The 20,179-nt window shown below is 58.2% G+C and carries 18 protein-coding genes; 11 read left to right on the top strand and 7 right to left on the bottom strand.

Features of this window, described 5'->3' with window-relative positions:
- Positions 1–51 precede the first annotated feature (51 nt).
- From HP15_RS19335 to HP15_RS19345, 3 genes are all read left to right on the top strand, one after another.
- Entirely contained in the window at positions 52–924 is an 873-nt protein-coding gene (locus HP15_RS19335; protein WP_041646450.1) for a carboxylate/amino acid/amine transporter, read from the top strand.
- Between the two features lie 152 nt (positions 925–1,076).
- Positions 1,077–2,651, top strand: a complete 1,575-nt coding sequence (locus HP15_RS19340) for a methyl-accepting chemotaxis protein (protein WP_041646451.1) — start codon at positions 1,077–1,079, stop codon at positions 2,649–2,651.
- A 166-nt stretch (positions 2,652–2,817) separates the two neighbouring features.
- Complete coding sequence (locus HP15_RS19345; protein WP_014579035.1) at positions 2,818–4,215, top strand: sodium-dependent transporter; 1,398 nt, start codon at positions 2,818–2,820, stop codon at positions 4,213–4,215.
- A gap of 94 nt (positions 4,216–4,309) precedes the next feature.
- Here the strand turns inward: HP15_RS19345 and HP15_RS19350 are convergent, their stop codons facing one another.
- The 4 genes from HP15_RS19350 to dctP all read right to left on the bottom strand — a co-directional run bounded on the left by HP15_RS19350 (position 4,310) and on the right by dctP (position 7,990).
- The gene (locus tag HP15_RS19350) at positions 4,310–4,903 is read right to left on the bottom strand and encodes a hypothetical protein (RefSeq protein WP_227499671.1); all 594 of its coding nucleotides are present in this window, start codon (positions 4,901–4,903) and stop codon (positions 4,310–4,312) included.
- Positions 4,904–5,002: 99 nt separating this feature from the next.
- Positions 5,003–6,313, bottom strand: coding sequence for a TRAP transporter large permease (locus tag HP15_RS19355; RefSeq protein WP_014579037.1), 1,311 nt, complete (start codon positions 6,311–6,313; stop codon positions 5,003–5,005).
- The gene (locus tag HP15_RS19360; RefSeq protein ID WP_041646454.1) at positions 6,310–6,849 is read right to left on the bottom strand and encodes a TRAP transporter small permease subunit; all 540 of its coding nucleotides are present in this window, start codon (positions 6,847–6,849) and stop codon (positions 6,310–6,312) included. Before HP15_RS19360 ends, HP15_RS19355 begins: the two co-directional genes overlap by 4 nt.
- Positions 6,850–6,943: 94 nt before the next feature.
- Positions 6,944–7,990 (bottom strand): TRAP transporter substrate-binding protein DctP, encoded by a 1,047-nt coding sequence (gene dctP / locus HP15_RS19365; protein WP_014579040.1) that lies wholly within the window; start codon positions 7,988–7,990, stop codon positions 6,944–6,946.
- 434 nt (positions 7,991–8,424) lie between these two features.
- Between dctP and HP15_RS19370 the strand changes: the two genes are divergently transcribed.
- From HP15_RS19370 to HP15_RS19390, 5 genes are all read left to right on the top strand, one after another.
- Positions 8,425–8,865 (top strand): PaaI family thioesterase, encoded by a 441-nt coding sequence (locus HP15_RS19370; protein WP_014579041.1) that lies wholly within the window; start codon positions 8,425–8,427, stop codon positions 8,863–8,865.
- Between the two features lie 57 nt (positions 8,866–8,922).
- On the top strand, positions 8,923–10,125 hold the full coding sequence (locus HP15_RS19375; protein ID WP_014579042.1) for an acyl-CoA dehydrogenase family protein: 1,203 nt from the start codon (positions 8,923–8,925) through the stop codon (positions 10,123–10,125).
- A gap of 37 nt (positions 10,126–10,162) precedes the next feature.
- Positions 10,163–10,930, top strand: a complete 768-nt coding sequence (locus tag HP15_RS19380; RefSeq protein WP_014579043.1) for an SDR family NAD(P)-dependent oxidoreductase — start codon at positions 10,163–10,165, stop codon at positions 10,928–10,930.
- Between the two features lie 152 nt (positions 10,931–11,082).
- The gene (locus tag HP15_RS19385) at positions 11,083–12,147 is read left to right on the top strand and encodes a phosphotransferase (protein WP_014579044.1); all 1,065 of its coding nucleotides are present in this window, start codon (positions 11,083–11,085) and stop codon (positions 12,145–12,147) included.
- A 30-nt stretch (positions 12,148–12,177) separates the two neighbouring features.
- The gene (locus HP15_RS19390; protein ID WP_014579045.1) at positions 12,178–13,842 is read left to right on the top strand and encodes a long-chain fatty acid--CoA ligase; all 1,665 of its coding nucleotides are present in this window, start codon (positions 12,178–12,180) and stop codon (positions 13,840–13,842) included.
- A 20-nt stretch (positions 13,843–13,862) separates the two neighbouring features.
- Here the strand turns inward: HP15_RS19390 and HP15_RS21750 are convergent, their stop codons facing one another.
- The 3 genes from HP15_RS21750 to HP15_RS19405 form a co-directional block, all read right to left on the bottom strand.
- Complete coding sequence (locus HP15_RS21750) at positions 13,863–14,273, bottom strand: helix-turn-helix domain-containing protein (protein ID WP_081449856.1); 411 nt, start codon at positions 14,271–14,273, stop codon at positions 13,863–13,865.
- Positions 14,274–14,569: 296 nt separating this feature from the next.
- Positions 14,570–15,706 (bottom strand): acyl-CoA dehydrogenase family protein, encoded by a 1,137-nt coding sequence (locus HP15_RS19400; protein ID WP_014579047.1) that lies wholly within the window; start codon positions 15,704–15,706, stop codon positions 14,570–14,572.
- A 10-nt stretch (positions 15,707–15,716) separates the two neighbouring features.
- Positions 15,717–16,913: an acyl-CoA dehydrogenase family protein gene (locus HP15_RS19405; protein ID WP_014579048.1), complete on the bottom strand. Its 1,197-nt coding sequence runs from the start codon at positions 16,911–16,913 to the stop codon at positions 15,717–15,719.
- Positions 16,914–17,199: 286 nt separating this feature from the next.
- On the opposite strand from HP15_RS19405, the gene HP15_RS19410 reads away from it, so the two are divergent.
- From HP15_RS19410 to HP15_RS19420, 3 genes are all read left to right on the top strand, one after another.
- Positions 17,200–17,526 carry a hypothetical protein gene (locus HP15_RS19410; RefSeq protein WP_041645919.1) on the top strand — a complete coding sequence of 109 codons (327 nt, stop codon included), beginning with the start codon at positions 17,200–17,202 and terminating at the stop codon, positions 17,524–17,526.
- A 72-nt stretch (positions 17,527–17,598) separates the two neighbouring features.
- Positions 17,599–18,198: a CBS domain-containing protein gene (locus tag HP15_RS19415; RefSeq protein WP_014579051.1), complete on the top strand. Its 600-nt coding sequence runs from the start codon at positions 17,599–17,601 to the stop codon at positions 18,196–18,198.
- A 551-nt stretch (positions 18,199–18,749) separates the two neighbouring features.
- Positions 18,750–20,171 carry an acetyl-CoA carboxylase biotin carboxylase subunit gene (locus HP15_RS19420; RefSeq protein ID WP_014579053.1) on the top strand — a complete coding sequence of 474 codons (1,422 nt, stop codon included), beginning with the start codon at positions 18,750–18,752 and terminating at the stop codon, positions 20,169–20,171.
- The last annotated feature ends 8 nt before the right edge of the window (positions 20,172–20,179 follow it).

Here is a 20,179-nt window from a genome sequence, read left to right on the forward strand (position 1 = left end):
CTCCGAAAACCGTTAAAGTACGCGCCTTGATCACAACAGATGGCAGTGGCGATGGGACTTCTGGTTTTTGTTACCGTTCTGTGGGCGTTTTCATTCAGTCTGATCGGCGAATTTCTGGCCGGCCAGGTGGACAGCGATTTTGCGGTGCTCAGCCGTGTGCTGCTCGGTGCCCTGGTCTTTCTGCCGTTCACCCGTTGGCGGGGCGTGGCTTCCGGACAGAAGCTGGGTATTCTGGTTACCGGCATGCTACAGTTCGGGATTACCTACCTCTGTCTGTACCGGTCCTTTAGCTACCTGACCGTCCCGGAAGTCCTGCTGTTCACGATTTTCACTCCGCTGTATGTGACCCTGCTTGATGACGCCCTGTTTCGCCGGTTTTCACCGGTGGCGCTCCTGGCTGCAGCCATCGCAACTGTCGGGGCGGGTATCATACGCTACGACGGGCTCAGTGAGGACTTCATTACCGGCTTCCTTTTGCTGCAGGTGGCGAATTTTACCTTTGCAGCCGGCCAGGTAGGTTACAAGCACGTGATGCAACACTACCAGAGTGATCTGCCGGGCTACCGAACCTTCGGCTATTTCTTCTTTGGCGCCCTGATTATTGCGTTGCCGTCCTTCCTGATATTCGGCAATGCCGAGAAGCTGCCGACCACACCGGTACAGTGGGGCATCCTGGCATGGCTGGGGCTTGCTGCCTCCGGCCTGGGTCTGTTCCTGTGGAATCGCGGTGCCTGTGTGGTTGACGCCGGCACCCTGGCTATCATGAACAATGCGTTGGTGCCTGCAGGCCTGATCGTCAACCTGCTGATCTGGAATCGCGATGCCGATTTGCTGAGGCTGGCGATTGGCGGTGGCGTGATTGCCTTCTCCCTCTGGGTAAACGCCCGCTTCCATCCCCGGGCCCGGCTGGCGGTTACGACATAAGTAACTGCACGCACTAAGGTTCCGCGAACCTCTGCCGTTACACTCCACATACGCAAGGTAACCTTTGATGAATATCAATGATATTCATCGGGGCTTACCCTTGTTTGCCCATGTTTATCCCCGTGGTCAGCCCCGAGTCAGAAGGTCCGTTTATGCGCAAGAATCTCCCGGTAACCCAGCGTGAAGTAAAAATGCGGAAAGGCGGTCGGTTGATTACCACCACGGACCTGAGAGGGGTGATCACCTACTGCAACGAAGAGTTTGTGGAAATCAGCGGTTTCTCCCGGGAAGAACTGGTTGGCCAGGCTCACAACATAATCCGCCATCCGGACATGCCCCAGGCCGTATTCAAGGATATGTGGGATTACCTGAAGGCCGGCAAGGCCTGGATGGGTGTGGTGAAGAACCGGGCGAAGAGCGGCGACCATTACTGGGTCAGTGCTTACGTTACGCCGATCCGTGAGAACGGCCAGATGGTGGGCTTCGAGTCGGTTCGGGTCGAGCCGACCCGCGAGCAGATCGCCAGGGCCGAACGGCTGTATTCCAAGATCTCTGCCGGGAAGATGACCTCATCCTTCAGCAATCGTGCCTTGTCGATGCTCCGTTCCGGCTGGCCATTCCTGGTGTCGCTGGTACTCAGCCTTGGTGCCCTCAAGATCAACCAACCCTGGTTGGCAGCAGGCCTGATTGTTATGGGTCACGCGCTAGGGTTCGGCCTCGTGTTCAACTCCCTGGCCGCTCGCTTGCGCAAGCTGCTGGACCTTCGCCCAGATGCCTTCCGGGATCCCATTGTTGCCCGTACCTACAGCGACGAACGCGGACTGTTCTCGCAGCTGTCGCTGTTGCTGGTCAGTGAAGAGGCCCGGGTTCGTACGGCCCTGGCGCGGATTGATGACCAGGCAGAACTGCTCTACGAGCAGGCGCGGGCTTCTCACGGCTATATCAGCGATGGCGCGGCGGCAATCGCCCGGCAGCGGGCGGAAACCGACCAGACGGCCTCGGCCATCAATGAAATGACCGCCTCAATCCAGGAAGTGGCCGAGTCGGTGACCAGTAACGCCCGTGAAGCCGAGGAGGCCAATCGTCTTGCGGGTGTGGGCAGCGACCGGAGCGCCGAAGCGCTGGTTGCGATTGAAGAGCTGGTAACCCGCGTAAATGGTATTGGTTCGACGATCAGCAAGCTGGGTGAGTCCACCAACAGCATCGGTGAAGCCGCCAACCTGATTTCCGAGATTGCCGAGCAAACCAACCTTCTGGCATTGAACGCGGCTATCGAAGCGGCGCGTGCCGGTGAGCAGGGCCGGGGTTTTGCGGTGGTAGCGGATGAGGTGCGCTCACTGGCCCGCCGGACCCGGGAATCCACCGTGCGAATCCAGAACGTGATCGATGATTTCCGTCAGCAGGTGGACTCGGCGGTCCAGGCAACCCGGGACGGTGAGGCTGTTGCCGGTCAGGGCCTTGAAAAGGTGCGGGAGGCCGAGAACTCGCTGCGCGATATCGTGACCTCGATCCAGACCATTTCCGACAGCTTTATCAGTATGTCTGCGGCCTTTGAGGAGCAGAGCCAGGTGTCCGACGAGATCAATCGCCAGATCACCAATATTGCCGAGCTGGCCGATCACAGTGATGCCCAGGCCGACTCCGCCAAGCAGAGCAGTGACCGCCTCAGCGCCATGTCCCGCGGCCTGAAAGACCTGATAGCCAGGTTTATCAGCAAAAACGGCTAGTTAGCTTTAGCTTCCTTTTCCTCCCGCCGGACCAATCCGGACCGGGAGGGCGCCAGCACTGGCATCGACGCGCCAGTGCTGGCAGAATCCCGCCCCAATTGCCCCGGCAACGCCGTGGCTATCCCTTTTTGAAGACATTCCTCAGCCAAAAGCACAGGAACACAACATGACTCAGTCCAACTCGGTTTCGGGCAACGGTTCAGTGGCCGCTCGTGGTCTCTGGTCTTCCCGGTTGGCGTTTATTCTGGCGGCAACCGGTTCGGCCGTCGGTCTCGGTAATATCTGGAAGTTCCCCTACGTTACCGGCGAAAACGGTGGTGGCGCCTTCGTGCTGGTTTATCTGCTGTGTATCGCAGTGATCGGTATCCCCATCATGATGGCGGAAGTGTTTATCGGCCGGAATGGCCGACATAACCCCATCACCAGCATGCGCCTGGTGGCAGAGCGCAACCTCAGCGCGCCGGGCTGGCGGATCTCGGCCATCATCGGGATGATCGCGGCCTTTGTGATCCTCTCTTTCTACTCGGTGATCGGCGGCTGGGCGGCGTCCTATGTGGGACATGCCGCCATGGGCGACTTTACGGGTGGCACCGCAGACTCCATCGGTGAGTTGTTCGGCGGCCTGCTGGCCAGCCCCGGGCAGCTGCTGCTCTGGCACACGATCTTCATGGCGCTGGTTATTCTGGTGGTGTCCCAGGGACTGAAAGGAGGCCTGGAACGGGCCGTTACCATCCTGATGCCGGCCCTGTTTCTGTTGCTTCTGGTGGCGGTAGGTTATGCCACCACGACAGGCCATTTTGGTGAGGCCGTCAGCTTCCTGTTTACGCCGGATTTTGGTGCCCTGACCATCAACGGGGTTCTGATCGCCCTTGGCCACGCCTTCTTTACCTTGAGCCTCGGTATGGCCATCATGATGGCTTACGGTTCCTATCTGGGGCGGGATGTGTCCATTGGCCGCACCGCTGTCAGCGTGGCCATCATGGATACCGTTGTCGCGCTCCTGGCCGGCCTGGCCATTTTCCCGGTGGTGTTTGCCAACGGCCTGGAAGCCGGTGCCGGCCCCGGACTGATTTTCCAGACCCTGCCGCTGGCATTTGGCAATATGCCCATGGGCGGCCTGTTTGGCACCCTGTTCTTTATCCTGCTGTTGTTCGCCGCCTGGACCTCCGGTATTTCCCTGCTGGAGCCGGTAGTTGAGTGGGTTGAGGAAAAAACCAGCCTGGCCCGTACAGGCAGTTCCATCCTTGTCGGTGTGCTCTGCTGGGCGCTGGGCATTGCTTCGATTCTGTCGCTGAATGTCTGGGCCGACGTCGCGCCGCTCGCTATGTTTGAGCGCTTCGAAGGCAAGACCATCTTTGACCTGCTGGACTTCTTCACAGCCAACGTACTGCTGCCGCTCTCCGGTTTGCTGACGGCAGTATTTGTCGGCTGGTTCGTGGCCAAAGAGTCGCTGAAATCCGATCTGGCACTTCAGGGAGGAGCCTTTACCCTCTGGTACAACCTGATCCGGTTCGTGACTCCTATCGCAGTTGCCATCGTCTTTTTCTACAACCTGATGTCCTGAGCAAAGGTATCCACATCACGGTTGAATGAAACCTGGCAATGAAAAAGCCCGGCAAGTGATCTTGCCGGGCTTTCTGTTTTCCGGTGGCTGCTTCCTACTCCTCGCCTAGCTGTCTCAGCGCCTCTACGTGGGGACGCACCGCCTCGATATCTGCCGCCGGAGCGTTGCTCGCGCTTTGCATGGCGCCCATCGCACCCTCCATCATGGCCCGCATCTGGGCTTTCTGTTCGGCCGTCATGTGAGGGCTGTTTTCCATCTCGGCGAGCGCGGCTTCCATCTCCTGCCTGGCGGCCGGCTTCTGCTCTGCCATTTCGATGGCCATCCAGGCCTGGAACACCCGGTCTCCGGTGGCACCCCAGGATTCCAGGCTGTCGAAGCCGTGATCCTGCACCACGTCTTCGAGGCGGCCATAGGCTTCATGGCCCTTCATCTGCTCCAGGGATTCCGACACGATCCGGGAGAAATCCGGCATGGTGCTTTCGTTCTGGTTGTCCATCTGACGCTCCAGCTCCTCGAATTCCGGTGCCAGTGTTTGTGCAGCCCGAACGCTTTCGATAAACGAGGCCACTCGCTGATCGGAAAGGGTGTCGGCCTGGCTTTGGGCAGGGAGTAGAGGAAGCAGGAAGAAAAAGACTGTGAGGATGACGCTGTTCAATGCCAGCATCGGCTCTCGTTGCGGGTTATGCATGGCTGTTCTCCTTGTGTGGGCTTCCGGTTCCTTTGTCCGGAAGTCCCACGAGATTAGCGCTTACCCGCTTTGGCTGGCAACTTTGCTTTCAGGTCATGTTCAGAACAACAGGTCCGGCAGCCAGGTGGCAATCTCCGGAAACACCATGATCAGAATGATGCCGACAATCTCCACAATCACGAAGGGGATGATCGACTTGTAGATGTCCTTCATGGTGATTGACGGTGGCACGATGCCCTTCAGATAGAACAGGTTGAAGCCGAAGGGTGGCGTCATATAGCCGATTTCCATGTTGATCACGAACAGGATGCCGAACCAGATCGGATCGAAGCCCAGGGACTCCACAATCGGCATGAACACCGGCAGGGTGATCAGCATGATGCCTACCGGATCCAGCACCATGGCCAGCAGGAACACGATCACCATCATGGCGATGATGATGCCCCAGGGGCCACCGGGGACCATGTTCATCAGGCCTTCGATCAGTTCCTGGGCGCCCATGCTCTGGTAGGCGGCGCTGAAGGCATGGGCGGCAAACAGGATCCACATGATCATGCCGGTAAGCTTGAACGTGCGGATGGCAGCTTCCTTCAGGATGCTCCACTTGAACTGCCGGTACACCGCCGCCGATATCAGGGCGCCCAGAACACCCATGGCAGCGGCTTCCGTCGGGGTAGTGATACCGCCGATAATGGAGCCCAGAACCATCACGACGACGCCGATTGGCAGCAACACCGCGCGCAGGGCACGGAATTTTTCCGGCCAGGTGCCCCGGTCTTCTTTTGGCAGCGCCGGGGCCAGTTCCGGCTGCAGGTGGCAGCGCACAATGATGTAGATAGCGGTCAGCACCATCAGAAGCACGCCCGGCATGATACCGGCGGCGAACATCTTGCCAACGGAAACACCAGTGATCAGGGCGTAGAGAATCATAAGGATGCTGGGAGGAATCAGGATGCCCCAGCCACCGCCGGTATTGATAACGCCCAGAGCCATGCTCTTGTCATAGCCCCGCTCAAGCATCGACGGCAGTGCGATGGTGCCCATGGCAACCACAGCCGCACCGCTAATGCCCACCATGGCAGCAAACACCGCGCAGATTCCAAGGGTGCCGAGGGCCAGGCCGCCTCTCAGTCCGCCACACCAGAGATGCATCATGCGGTACAGGTCCCGGGCTACGCCTGTGCGCTCCAGGATCATGGCCATGAAGACGAACAGTGGAATGGCGACCAGCGTAAAGCTGCCCATGGTGCCCCAGATCTGGGAGGCGACCATGTAGAAGGAGTCGAAGCCCCAGGTGAAATACAGGAACACCACCGAAACACCGCCCAGGACGAACGCCAGCGGCAGGCCCAGCAGCAGGAAAAACAGCAGCGAACCGAAGAACAGGAGCGTCAGGGCTTCAATGCTCACAGCTGCTCTCCTTCTGACTCGGACTCTTCGGGCGTGTAGTAATCCAGGTTGAACGCCACGGCTATGTCTTCAAGCAGTTTCACCAGCCCCTGCAGAACCAGCAGTGCGGTGCCGATGGGGATGGCCAGTTTTACTGGCCAGATGGGCGGGTTCCAGGCCGAATAGGAGGTTTCCCAGCTGGACATGGATTCCTGGGCCATGTCGATTCCGAACCACAGCAGGGCCAGCGTGAAAATAAAGAACACCAGGGAGGTCACAATATCCAGGACTGCGCGCTTGCGTGGTCTCAGGTGTGAATGCAGCAGGTCCACGTTGACGTGGCCCCGGTGGGCCATGATGTAGCCGCCCGACATCACGGCATATATGCCGAAGAGCATCTGGGTCAGTTCATTGGTCCAGACCGTCGGGGAATTGAACAGGTAACGGAACCCCACTTCCAGCAGCAGGAACGCGAACATCGCGAAGATCAGAAGGGCGACCCACCGGCCGATAAAATCATTGAGACGGGTAACCCCTCTCATGAATGCGGCGATCATCACACTCACGGCAATCTCCCACGGGATACTGGTTTGGTTCCGGGACAGAAAGGCCGGGGTCAAGAACCCCGGCCTTGGTCAGAGCAACGGCTGATCAGAGGTAGCCGAGGTCGGCCAGGTAGCCTTTCAGCATGTCCAATGCCTTCTTGGCGTTTTCGCTACGTTTGCCTTCCTCGTCCCACATCGCCTGGGCCGTGGCAACCAGCTTGTCCTGGACTTCGTCCGGCAGCACATTGAGCTGCACACCCTGTTCTTCGATGGCCTTGGCCAGGGTAATGCGCTCCTTGTACTGGTACTCGTTGGTGCGGATCCAGAACTGCTCATTGAGGGCATCCTTGACGATGTCCTGCATGTCTTCGGGCAGCTTGTCCAGAGCCTTCTGGCTAACGATGATCACGTCAGTGCCGGCAATGTTCAGGGCAGGCTGCACATGGTATTTGGCAACTTCATACAGGCCCATGCTGTAGGCACCCTGCGCCGCACCCCAGTGCGCCCCGTCCACAATGCCGGAGTCCAGAGCCGAGTAAAGTTCGCTGCCCGGAATGTAAGAGGCGGCTGCGCCTGCTTCGGTCAGGAAGGTTTGCAAAGCGCCGGAGGAGCGGATCTTGAGGCTGGTGAAGTCCTCCCAGCTCTCGATCGGCTTCTTGACCACCATTTCCGTCGGATACACCTTGTCGGTGGCCCAGTAAACGCCATGCTCTGCGGCCTCGTCACGGAGCATCTGCTCGAAACCCATGTTCTGGTGGAAGTAGGCGGCTTCCCAGACATTGCGGAAGGCAAATGGCAGACCGGAGGCAATGCCTGCGAGGGAAACCTTGTCCTGGGCGTAGGATGGCGAAATCGTGCCCATTTCCAGGATGCCTCGGCTGACGGCGTTGAAGGTTTCCTTGGCCTTGAACAGGGCGCCCGCCTCGTAAAGCTGTAGTTTCAGGCGGCCATCAGTACGCTCTTCCAGAACACGTTTGATGCGGCCAAGGCTGTCTGTGTAGGAGCTGCTGGAGCCGGGCCAGTGGGACTGGACCTTCCAGGTAAAGGTGTCCTGGGCGGCAGCGGGTGCTGCTGATAGCGCGGCGCTAATACCGAGGGTAAGTGCTGACGCATACACCGTCAGAGTCTTGCGAGCAGTAGCAAAGAGTTTCATGAGCTTGCCTCGTTCATTGTTGTAGTGGCTTTGCTTTTTGTTTCACTGTGCAGAACTCATAACTGCAGGGTGAATTTTATTCTCTGAATCTATCACAACATCGGGGCTTTGCAATAGGATGTTTGTCGTTCGAATTTGCAGTGGCCCGTGGTTCAAGGGTAGTTCACAAGACCGGTTTCCACCGCCGCCAGGAGCTGCGTTATCAGTGCCTGACGTCTGCTCACGGGGGGTGGTGAGCGGCGTTGGTAGCGAGAAAGTTCGGCCCGCTACTCGTTGTCTTTTTCATTTTTCGTCGATCTTCATCCATCCTGTTTTACTAGATGAAACAACCTTTCAAATATATTGACTCAAAACCGTAAGGCGTGACAAATTACGAAAACAACAGTACTACAAAGACCACATGAGCCGCCTGGCCCACCTGGAATGAATGTCTGATGAGTGAGGAAAACCGCCATATTATCCACGGGCAGGATCTGCCCGGCTTCCACAGCCTGCTTGGCTACCGCCAGGCCTCCTGGGAAGAAAACGAAGCGGTCATCGAGCTTGAGCTTCTGCCCGGGCATCTGAATCTTGGCGGTGTTATTCATGGTGGTGTGTTGACGTCTCTGTTGGACATCACCATGGCGCAGGCAGGTACCTACTGTCCCTTTCCGGGCCGGATGCGCAAGGCAGTCACCCTTTCGCTTTCCACCACGTTTACCGGCCAGTGTTCCGAGGGCGTGATTCGGGTAACCGGCCGAAAACGCGCCGGAGGGCGCCGGATCTTTAACAGTACCGGTGAGGTGCATGACGACAAGGGCAACCTTCTGGCAATTGCCGAGGCCACGTTCCGCATTCGCTCCGGCAGCGAAGGGCCGGAAGGCGTCCCGATCTGAACGGGTGATTGCCGGTTTGATGGCGGTCACGAACCACAACAACAAGAGGAAACGGCAATGTTCGAGCTGTCTGACAGGGCAAAACAGCTGCAGTCTGAGCTAAACGAATTCATGGCTGCCCACATCTACCCGAACGAAGAGGCCCACCATCGACAGATCGAAGATGCCGAGGACCGGTGGGCGCCGGTCCCCATTATTGAAGAACTGAAGCAGAAGGCCAAAGCCGCCGGCCTGTGGAACCTGTTTCTGCCTGACAGCGAATTCGGTGCAGGCCTCAGCAATTTCGAATACGCCCACCTCTGCGAAATCATGGGCCGTTCGGCCATGGCCCCCGAGGTCTTCAATTGCTCGGCGCCCGATACCGGCAACATGGAGACGATTGCCCGCTACGGCAATGCGGAGCAGCAGGAACAATGGCTGAAGCCGCTCCTTGATGGCGAAATCCGCTCCTGCTTCTCCATGACCGAGCCGGACGTGGCATCTTCAGACGCCACCAACATCGCCTGCGAAATCCGCCGCGAGGGTAACGAGTACGTGGTCAACGGTCGTAAATGGTGGTCTTCCGGCGCCATGACCCGGGATTCGAAAATTGCCATTGTCATGGGCAAAACCGATCCTGATGCCGAGAAGCACAAGCAGCAGTCCATGATTCTTGTGCCCCTGGATGCGCCCGGTGTGAAGATGATCCGCCCGCTGCATGTGTTTGGCTACGATCATGCGCCACACGGCCACGCGGAAATTCACTACGACAACGTGCGGGTGCCGGCCAGCAACATGCTGCTGGGCGAAGGCCGTGGTTTCGAGATTGCCCAGGGCCGGCTCGGGCCGGGCCGTATTCATCACTGCATGCGAACCATCGGCGTTGCGGAACGTGCCCTGGAGCTCATGTGCAAACGCGCCAACGCCCGTGAGGCCTTTGGCCGGAAGCTCTCGGAGTTCGACTCCATCCGCAAGGACATCGCCCGCAGCCGTATGGAGATCGAACAGGCCCGCCTGATGACCCTGAAAGCCGCGCACATGATGGACACCGTCGGCAACAAGGTGGCCCGTCAGGAAATCGCCATGATCAAGGTGATTGCACCGAGCATGGCCTTGAAGGTCATCGATCGGGCCATTCAGGTGCACGGTGGTGCAGGGGTTTCCCAGGACACCTTCCTGGCCGAGGCCTGGGCCAAGGTTCGGACGCTTCGGCTGGCGGACGGGCCGGACGAAGTGCACATGGATTCCATCGCCAAGATGGAGCTTCGGCAGTATCGCTGAATCGATCACCTCTGAGACAGTGCGCGAGGACCCGACGATGAACAATCCATTGTTTGATATGACCGGCAAAGTCGCGGTGATTACCGGTTCCACCAAAGGAATCGGCCGCGCCATCGCCGGGGAAATGGCCGTGTGTGGCGCGAAAGTGGTTATCTCCAGCCGAAAGGCCGAGGCCTGTGAGCAGATGGCGGAGGAACTCAAGGCGCAGGGCTTCGAGGCCATGGCCATTCCCTGTCACGTGGGCAGGAAAGAAGACCTGCAGAACCTGGTAAAGAAGACCAACGAAGCCTGGGGCAGCATCGATGTACTGGTGTGCAACGCCGCCACCAACCCGGTCTACGGACCCACGGCAGAAATGACCGACGACGCCTGGGACAAGATCATGGACACCAACGTCAAAAGCACCTTCTGGCTGACCAACATGGTGCTGCCCCAGATGGCGGAAAAAGGCGAGGGTGCGGTCGTTCTGCTCTCCAGCATTGCAGGCCTCCGAGGCAACACGGTGATTGGCACCTACGGTGTATCCAAGGCCGCCGAAGCGGCTCTGGCCCGTAATCTGGCGGTGGAGTGGGGACCAAAGGGAATTCGCATCAACAGCATCGCGCCGGGTCTGATCAAAACGGACTTCGCCAGAGCACTCTGGGAAGACCCGGAACGCGCAAAACAAGCGGAAGATAGAACCCCACTACGCAGAATTGGTGATCCGGTGGATATCGCCGGCCTGGCCGTGTTTTTGTCTACTAAAGCCAGTGCCTACATCACCGGACAGGTAATCGTCGCTGATGGCGGAGAAACCATTTGTTAGGGCAAGCCCAACGAAGGTATGCCGAGGCCGGTGGGTTGGGGTGGTCTTTCTGCAGGAAAAAAGATGTCTGAGCGAAGCGAGTTGCTTTTTTCCGGAAGAAAGATCACCCCTGCCCGCCGGCCGCTGCCCCAAAAACGAAGGCCATTGATGTTATGACAACAAGACCAGAGCTGGTAGATGTTCTCCCGGCCCACAAGTTCGACGAGCCCCGGCTCTTGGCCTGGCTACAGAAGTCGCTGCCGGAATTTGGTAGTCGAATGGAGGTCAGGCAATTCCAGGGTGGCCAGTCCAACCCCACGTTCCTGCTGAAAACCGACAGCGGACGCTATGTACTGCGCAAAAAGCCGCCGGGGAAAACCTTGCCGTCAGCTCACATGGTCGAGCGGGAATACAAGGTCATGCACGCTCTGGGCGAACACACAGACATGCCGGTGCCCAACGTTCGGGTGCTGTGTGAAGACACCGAGGTGATCGGCACACCGTTTTACGTGATGGACTATCTGGACGGGCGCATCATCACCCATTCAGCGTTGCGGGATCTGAACCATCGCGATCGGCTGCCGGCGTATTACTCTGCCATCGATACCCTGGCGGTGCTGCATTCAGTGGACGTGACCGCCGTTGGCCTGGGTGACTACGGAAGGCCGGAAGGCTACGTGGCGCGTCAGGTAGCGCGCTGGAGCAAACAGTACCTGGCCTCGAAAACCGATGACCTGCCCGCCATGGACAAACTGATGGCGTGGTTGCCGGAACACCTCCCGGCGAAGGATGAAACTGCCATCGCCCACGGAGATTACCGCTTCGGCAACCTGATGCTGGCACCAGACCGACCGGCGGTGATCGCCATTCTGGACTGGGAGCTGTCCACCCTGGGTCATCCTCTGGCCGATCTGGCCTATTTTTGCCTGCCCTTTTACCTGCCCGCCGACATGGAGGGTATGCGCGGATTACAGGGTGAAAACCTTGAGGCGCTGGGCCTTCCGGACGAGCAGGCCATTATCCGCCGCTACTGCGAGAAGACGGGACGAGAAGGCATTGAAGACTGGCATGTGTATCTGGCGTTTTCGTTGTTCCGCCTCGCGGCGATTTTGCAGGGCGTCTACAAGCGGGCGCTGGATGGCAATGCCGCAAACGCCAACGCCCTGGAAGTTGGCAAGCGGGCGAGCCTGCTGGCGGACACCGGGTGGAAGATTGCCTGCGAAGGTGCGACGTCCTGAGATATCAGATTTACCCTGGAGAATAACAAGATGTTTGATCGTCACTACAAGGTCTGGCCCAAAGAACTGCCGAAAACCATGACGCTTCCGAAAACCAGTGTTTACACCAACCTGGAGATTTCGGCGCGGCGCTACCCGGACCATACCGCCATTATTTTCTACGACGCGCCGATCACCTACCGGCGTCTCAATGAGGAAGTCGAGACGTTGGCGGGTTACCTGCAGGAGCAGGGCGTGAAGAAAGGGGACCGGGTGCTGCTGTACATGCAGAACTCTCCCCAGTATGTGATCTCCTACTACGCCATCCTGCGGGCCGATGCCGTGGTGATACCGGTGAATCCGATGAACCGCTCGGCGGAACTCGAGCACTTTATTGCCGATACCGGAGCCACGGTTTGTTTGGCGGGGCAGGAATTGGCTGGCTTTATTGCGCCCATGATCGGCGACAGCAATCTTGACCAGGTGGTGGTGGCTTCCTACAGCACCTACATTGATCCCGAGACAGATCTGGACCTTCCTGCGGAAGTGGCGGCGCCGGTCTGGTCTCGGGACCTGCCTGGCGTTGTTACCTGGGAAGTGGCCATGGCGGCCGGATACGCACCGGGCCCTCACACGGCCACGCCGGATGACCTGGCGGTGATTCCCTACAGTTCCGGCACAACCGGTGCGCCGAAAGGGTGTATGCACACCCACCGGTCGGTGATGGCCACGGCTATCCACCGGATATTCTGGAACCTGACCACACCGGACAGCGTTCAGCTCGCCACCCTGCCGTTTTTCCACGTTACCGGCATGACGGGTTCGATGAATGGCCCCATAGCCGCGGGCGCGGCCTCCGTGATCATGACGCGCTGGGACCGAACCACCGCATCACGGCTGATCGAACGCTACAAAGTGACCGGCTGGACCAACATCGTCACCATGGCGGTGGATTTTCTCTCAAACCCCGATATTGGCCAATACGATCTGAGCAGCCTCAACATGATTGGCGGCGGCGGGGCCACAATGCCTTCTGCCGTGGCCGAAAAGCTCAAGCGGATGACCGGGCTGGACTACATCGAGGGCTACGGCCTCTCGGAAACCATGGCAGCCACGCATATTAATCCCAATGCCCACCCCAAATCCCAGTGCCTGGGCATTCCCGTTTTCGATGTCGATAGCCGGATTATTGATGTCGATACGCTGGAGGAGAAAGGTCCGGGCGAGACCGGGGAGATTGTTTCCTGTGGGCCCCAGGTAACCAGGGGGTACTGGAACCGGCCGTCGGAAACCGAGGCGGCGTTTGTGGAAATCGACGGCAAGCAATTCTTCCGGACCGGCGATCTGGGCTATTACGACGAAGACGGCTATTTCTTCATGGTTGATCGCGTCAAGCGGATGATCAACGCCTCGGGCTACAAGGTATGGCCATCAGAAGTTGAAGGGATGATGTACCGGCATCCGGCGATACACGAGGTCTGTATCATTTCCGCGCCGGACCCCAAGCGGGGTGAGACGGTGAAGGCTTGCATTGTTCTGACGCCGGAAGCCGAGGGCCAGACCTCGGCTGGGGACATCATTGCCTGGTGCAAGGAACAGATGGCGACCTACAAGGTGCCGACCATGATCGACTTTGTAGACCAGTTGCCGAAGTCACCGACGGGCAAGCTGATGTGGCGGGCCTTGCAGGAGGAGGAATGGAAGGAAAAGAGCTGACTGTTCTGGTTGTAACTCACTCAGCCTGAGGGTTGTTCCTCGTCACTTTCCGTTGCATTGGAGCGGGCACTATCGGCCGGTAACGGGTCCCGGTTAACATACACCGAGCCCATAGGCTGAGAAGCCCGGCGCTGGAGCAGTTGCGCAAACTCCAGCAGCAGCTGTCTATCCTGTTCGAGCAGCGAAATGAACGTTGCGTTCAGGGCGACCTGCTCGGAATCCAGTTGCTTCTTCTCGGCAACCGAGAAAATGTCGGTGAGTGACAGGCTTAACGCTTGGGCGAGGCGGTAGAGCAGCTCAAGGCTTGGCCTTGCCTGGTCCCGTTCAATGCGGGAAAGGTTACCGACATGAGAGTCGCAACGCTCTGCCAGATCCGCAAGCGTCATTCCCCGCTCTTTTCTCAAACGCCTGATTGCCTGACCTAAACTCATCGTGTGCCTCGGTTTCCAAGACAATGATATTACAGAGAAAATTCCCAACAGACAAAGTTTCTAAATGCACATAAAATCGCTTATAAATAAGCTTTCAAGGCATTAATTCGGTCTGCTCGGTCTCAATGAGTGGTCAGTTATTATCCTATTCCTATCGCTTCAGGTTGTAACCTGTTTTCCTCGTCTCTCAAGAATAGGGGGCAGGAGGATCAGCCTCCCGCCGTTTACTGTCTGTTCAACGGGGGAGGCAGATCGGTTTGAGGGGTCCGGATCTCCGCTTCGTGGCGGTATCCGCTTTACTTTAACAACGCTGCATAACGCTCAAGATGGAAGTCGTCGTCGCCGAGCTGATGATTGATCATCACCAGGCGCTTGGCATAGTGGGCGAAGTTGTACTCCCAGGTCATGCCGATACCGCCATGGGACTGGATGCCCTGTTCAGAGATGAACTGGCCGCTGCGGCCGATCACGTTCTTGGCGGCAGCGAGAATCCGGCGCCGTTCGTCGCTCTGGGGCTCGTCGGCAACACTCGCGGCCAGGATGGCCATGGAGCGGGCCTGTTCCAGCTCGGACATCATGTCGACCATCCGGTGCTGTAGCACCTGAAATTTGCCGATGGGCACGCCAAATTGCTTCCGCTGCTTGAGATACTCCAGAGTGAGGTCGCAGGCCACTTCCATGGCGCCCACGGCTTCGCCGCACAGCGCGGAAATAGCGCGCCCACTCTGGTATTCGATGACTTCGGCCGCCTTGCCTTCGTCTCCGAGCAGGGCGTCGGTGCCCAGTTGGACATTGTTCAGGAACAGGTCACAGCCTTTGGAGCCATCAATCGTCGGGTAGGTCCGGCGCTCCACGCCTTCCGCGTCAGCCGGAATCAGGAACAGGCTGATGCCTTCGGCATCGCGGCTGTCGCCGGAGGTTCGGGCCGACACCACCAGCACGTCGGCACAATGCCCGCCAATCACCACCGCCTTGCGGCCATTCAGCACGTAACCGTCATCAGACTTCTCGGCCCGGGTGTCGACGTCGTTCAGGTTGTAGAAGCTCTGAGGCTCTTGCAGCCCGACAGCCGCTCGAATCTCGCCGCTGGCAATGCCACCAAGCCACTGTTCCTGCTGGGCGCTGTTGCCGGCCTGGCTGATAAGCCCGCCACCCAGAACGACCGATTGCAGGTAGGGCTCTACGCAAAGGCCGCGTCCCAGTTCGGTCATCACGCTCTGCACTTCAACGCCAGTTCCGCCAAAGCCCCCGAGTTCTTCCGGGAATGGCACGGCCGTCAGTCCCAGCTCACCCAGCTGTTTCCAGAAATCCGCGCTGAAGCCCAGCCCGGATTCACTGTACTCCAGGCGCTTTTCAAAACTGTACTCACCGCGCACCAGGCGGGCCACGGTGTCCTGCAGCATCTGCTGCTCTTCGTTCAGTCGGAAATCCATGGTCGCCTCCTTAAAGCCCGAGTATCATTTTCGACACGATGTTCTTCTGGATCTCGTTGGACCCGCCGAAAATCGACAATTTGCGGTTATTAAAGTACTGGGGCGCTACCGGAGCGGCGTTCTCGTCCGACAGGAAGTCGCCGTCATAGTCCAGATCCAGTTCTTCTTCCACGAAGGGGATGGCGTAGGGGCCAATTGCCCGGCGGGCCAGATCATTGATGGTCTGTCGGATTTCGGTGCCGCGGACCTTCAGCATGGAGCTTTCCGCTCCCGGCATGCCGCCGCCCTCCACGGATGCGATGATGCGCAGATTGCTGATTGCCGCGGCCATCAGATCAATCTCGACCTGGGCAATACGCTGGCCAAACGACGCATCCTCAATCAGTGGACGACCGTTCTTCACCCGCCGGGTGGCCAGTTCCTTCAGGTGCTGCAGTGCAGCCTTGGAAATGCCAATGCCTGCCAGACCGGTGCGTTCGTAGGTCAGCAGATATTTGGCGTAGGTCCAGCCCTTGTCTTCCTCGCCCACCAGGTTCTCTGCTGGCACTTTCACGTCTTCGAAGAACACCTCATTCACTTCGTGCTCACCATCCAGGGTAATGATGGGACGCACGGTAATGCCCGGGGTGTCCATGTCGATCAGCAGGAACGAGATGCCTTCCTGGGCCTTCACTTCGGTGTTGGTGCGCACGAGGCAGAAAATCATGTTGGCGTGCTGGCCCAGGGTGGTCCAGGTTTTCTGGCCATTCACAATATAATGATCGCCGTCGCGGACGGCCCGGGTCTTGAGCGAGGCCAGGTCTGAACCGGCCCCCGGCTCGGAATAGCCCTGGCACCACCAGTCTTCTCCGCTCAGGATTCTTGGCAGGTATCTCTGCTTCTGCTCTTCGGTGCCAAACTTGATAATGACCGGCGCCACCATGTTGACGCCGAAAGGCACGGAACGCGGCGCGCCATAGCGAGAGGATTCTTCATCCCAGATGTGTTTCTGGACCGGGCTCCAGTTCACTCCGCCGTATTCTTCCGGCCAGTGGGTGGCGTACCAGCCCTGTTCGCTGAGAATCTTCTGCCAGCGCTGGTGGTCTTCCTTTGAAAGCCGGCGGAACCCCTTGACCTTGGCGGCAATATCCCCGGGCAGCTTTTTATCCAGGAACGCGCGGACCTCATCACGGAAGGCGAGCTCCTCGGTGGTGTAATTCAAGTTCATGAATAGCCTCTCTTGCTGGAAAGCGAAAACATATACCGCATGGCAGAATATCCCCATATTCGAAGAAAAGGCGGGTATATGTCAATAAAAATGCAAAAGCGTGTACCGCTAGGCGAAACCAAAAAGCTTGAAAGTGGAGGAACGTTCGAACGTTGCCGAAGGAGTTTCTCCCGGAACCCGGCATTACATTGCGTAGTTTTAACCCGGTTTGGAGCTTGCATTGGGCACAAAAGCCTATATGTTTGTAAAAGGCGAGTCGTTCAGCTAACAACAGCAGACACCGAATATGCCGAGTTATTCCATTAACAGAAGCACCCTGCAATTCAGCCTCATGGCAGTGCTGATCACAGGCCTGTTTGTGGTGTTTCTCAATGGCTCGTCCCACCCGGCACTGGATCCTCAACTAGACGATCACCTGACGCCCACGCTGATCTCGGTTGACGGGACCGGCGACCCCTCGTCGCCGGATGCATCTGTTTCGATCACCTCACCCCTTCTGTTCCCAGGGGGGGATTTCCGGGCTGTCTTCTCGGCCAGCCTCGATTTCATTCAGCCACCGCTCCGGCTGCTTAGCTACCCGGTGCTGCCCCAGGGCCCGCCCAGCCTCGTTTAACTCTGACCATTACGGATTTGTCCCTGTGTACACAGGGAACTCCAACCTGAATTCAGATTCACGAGGTTTACCATGAACAGTGTATTCAACGCATTGCCAGTACAGGATCTGGGACGCACCGGCGCGTTACCCACCGCCAAACCCCTGTCTCATATAGGAAGCGAGGATTCGGCAGTCCACTTGCTGACAGACTTCTCCGAGCAGCGCCTGTCCGTTTTGAGTTCCGATATGTCCGTTTCGGAGGCGAGGTTGTGGATGAGACTTGCCGATACGTCTTTCAAGGTGGTGGAAAACCAGGCGGGGGATTGTCTGGGCATTCTGGCCATCGAAGATGTGAACGGCGAGAAGGCCATGAGTGTCGCCCATCGACAGGGAGTGCCCCTCAAGGACGTTCGGGTTCGCGATATCATGCGCCCGATAAGTGAGCTGCCGGCTATCCATTATCAGGATTTGCGGGCGGCAACCGTGGGCGACCTGGTCAGCACATTCCGTGAGGTTCATGAAGGGTATCTGCTTGTGCTGGATGACGACCGGCATCAGCCTTCCCGTTCCTATCTCCGGGGACTGGTCTGTGCCGAAGAGCTTCTGCAGCGGCTGGACCTGGCGATCGATCTGGAGCATCGGGCAACCAAGTTCTATGAGATCGTCCACGTGGTGAAAGGCGGCTTCTAGTCTGGCAGCTGCCATCGGCGCTCCCCGGGGCGCCGATGATTCCCATGGAACCGGGAAAGCATCGAAAAAAACGATGTTTATTACCCAGAAAACCGTATTGAACCGATGCCGTAATCACGTGACACTCTCTACGACTTTAGTCACATCAAAGGACGCCCATGCAGGACGCCCAACAAAAATGCCGGACGCAGGTGTTAAGCCTCTTCATAATTCTGGCATTGGGCCTGGTTTCATTGCCTACCCATTCTTCGGACACTGCGCCAGCCCCCCTGTCCTGTGATGCGGCTTTCTGCCCGTTATTGTCGGATGTGACAAGCGACGGTGGTCAGGAGGGAGGGCTTTCCCATGGCAACCGCATGCGGGATTTCAGTCTTCACCCGGCCGGAGTCCTTCCGGGCATCAGGGGCTATTCGGGCGTGGTGCATTGCGCCAGCTTTCCGGTCCTGCCGCAGGCGCCACCTGGCATCTGAGCTTTTGCTGACTGAAGGGCGTGCCTGCCCTTCGAACCAACCTTTCGATTTAAACGACTTCCATCACCTGGAGGATTTTCCATGGCTATTCGGAAGCTGCTGATCGCCAATCGCGGAGAGATTGCGGTCAGGATTGCCCGGGCCTGCAGCGAACTGGGCATCCGCTCGGTCGCTATTCATTCGGAGGCTGACGAGTACTCCCTGCACGTCAAAAAAGCCGACGAAGCTTATCAGATCAGCAAGGACCCCCTGTCGGGATACCTGAACCCCCACCATATTGTGAATATGGCGGTGGAAACCGGCTGCGATGCACTGCATCCCGGCTATGGTTTCCTGTCGGAGAATGCGGAACTGGCTGCGATTTGTGAGCAGCGAGGTATTACGTTCGTGGGACCGTCGGCGAATGCTATTTCATCCATGGGCGACAAAACCCAGGCCCGCCAGACGGCCCTTGCCGCGGGTGTCCCGGTAACGCCGGGTTCTGAAGGCAACCTGGCCGATGTCGAGGATGCCGTCGTCCAGGCCGCCGATATCGGCTATCCGGTGATGCTGAAGGCCACCTCCGGTGGGGGTGGGCGAGGCATTCGCCGGTGCGATAATGAAAAAGAGCTTCGCCAGAACTTCGAGCGGGTAATCTCCGAGGCCACCAAAGCCTTTGGCAGTGCCGAGGTGTTCCTTGAGAAGTGCATCATCGAGCCCCGTCACATCGAGGTCCAGATTCTTGCCGATACCCATGGCAATGTTGTCCACCTCTACGAGCGGGATTGCTCGATCCAGCGCCGCAACCAGAAGCTGATTGAGCTGGCGCCGTCGCCGCAGCTTGAGGAAAGTCAGCGCGAATACATCGGCGATCTGGCCAAACGGGTGGCGAAGCAGTGTGGTTACGTAAATGCCGGCACCGTCGAGTTCCTGCTGGACCACGATGGCAGCTTTTACTTCATGGAAATGAATACCCGGGTTCAGGTTGAGCACACAATCACCGAGGAAATCACCGGGGTGGATATCATCAAGGCGCAGATACGGATCGCTGCCGGCGAACCACTGGGCCTCAAGCAGGAAGACATCTCCTATCGGGGCTTTGCTGCCCAGTTCCGCATCAACGCCGAAGATCCGAAGAACGGCTTTCTGCCGAGTTTCGGCCGCATCAGCCGCTACTATTCCGCCGGCGGTCCGGGCGTGCGCACCGATGCCAATATGTATACCGGTTACGAGATTCCCCCGTATTACGACTCCATGTGCGCCAAGCTGATTGTCTGGGCCATGGACTGGGACGAGCTGATTGCCCGCTCCCGCCGTGCTCTCGGCGATATGGGCATTTACGGCGTCCAGACCACCATCCCCTATTACAAGCAGATTCTCGAGCACCCGGATTTCCAGGCCGCTGACTTCAATACCGGCTTTGTGGAACGTAACCCCCAATTGCTTGAGTACAGCAGCAAAACCCGCCCGGAATCCATCGCCACAGCCATTGCCGCAGCCATTGCGGCGCAGGCGGGCCTGTAAAAGAACAT

Source organism: Marinobacter adhaerens HP15, from assembly GCF_000166295.1.
GTDB classification, from domain to species: domain Bacteria; phylum Pseudomonadota; class Gammaproteobacteria; order Pseudomonadales; family Oleiphilaceae; genus Marinobacter; species Marinobacter adhaerens.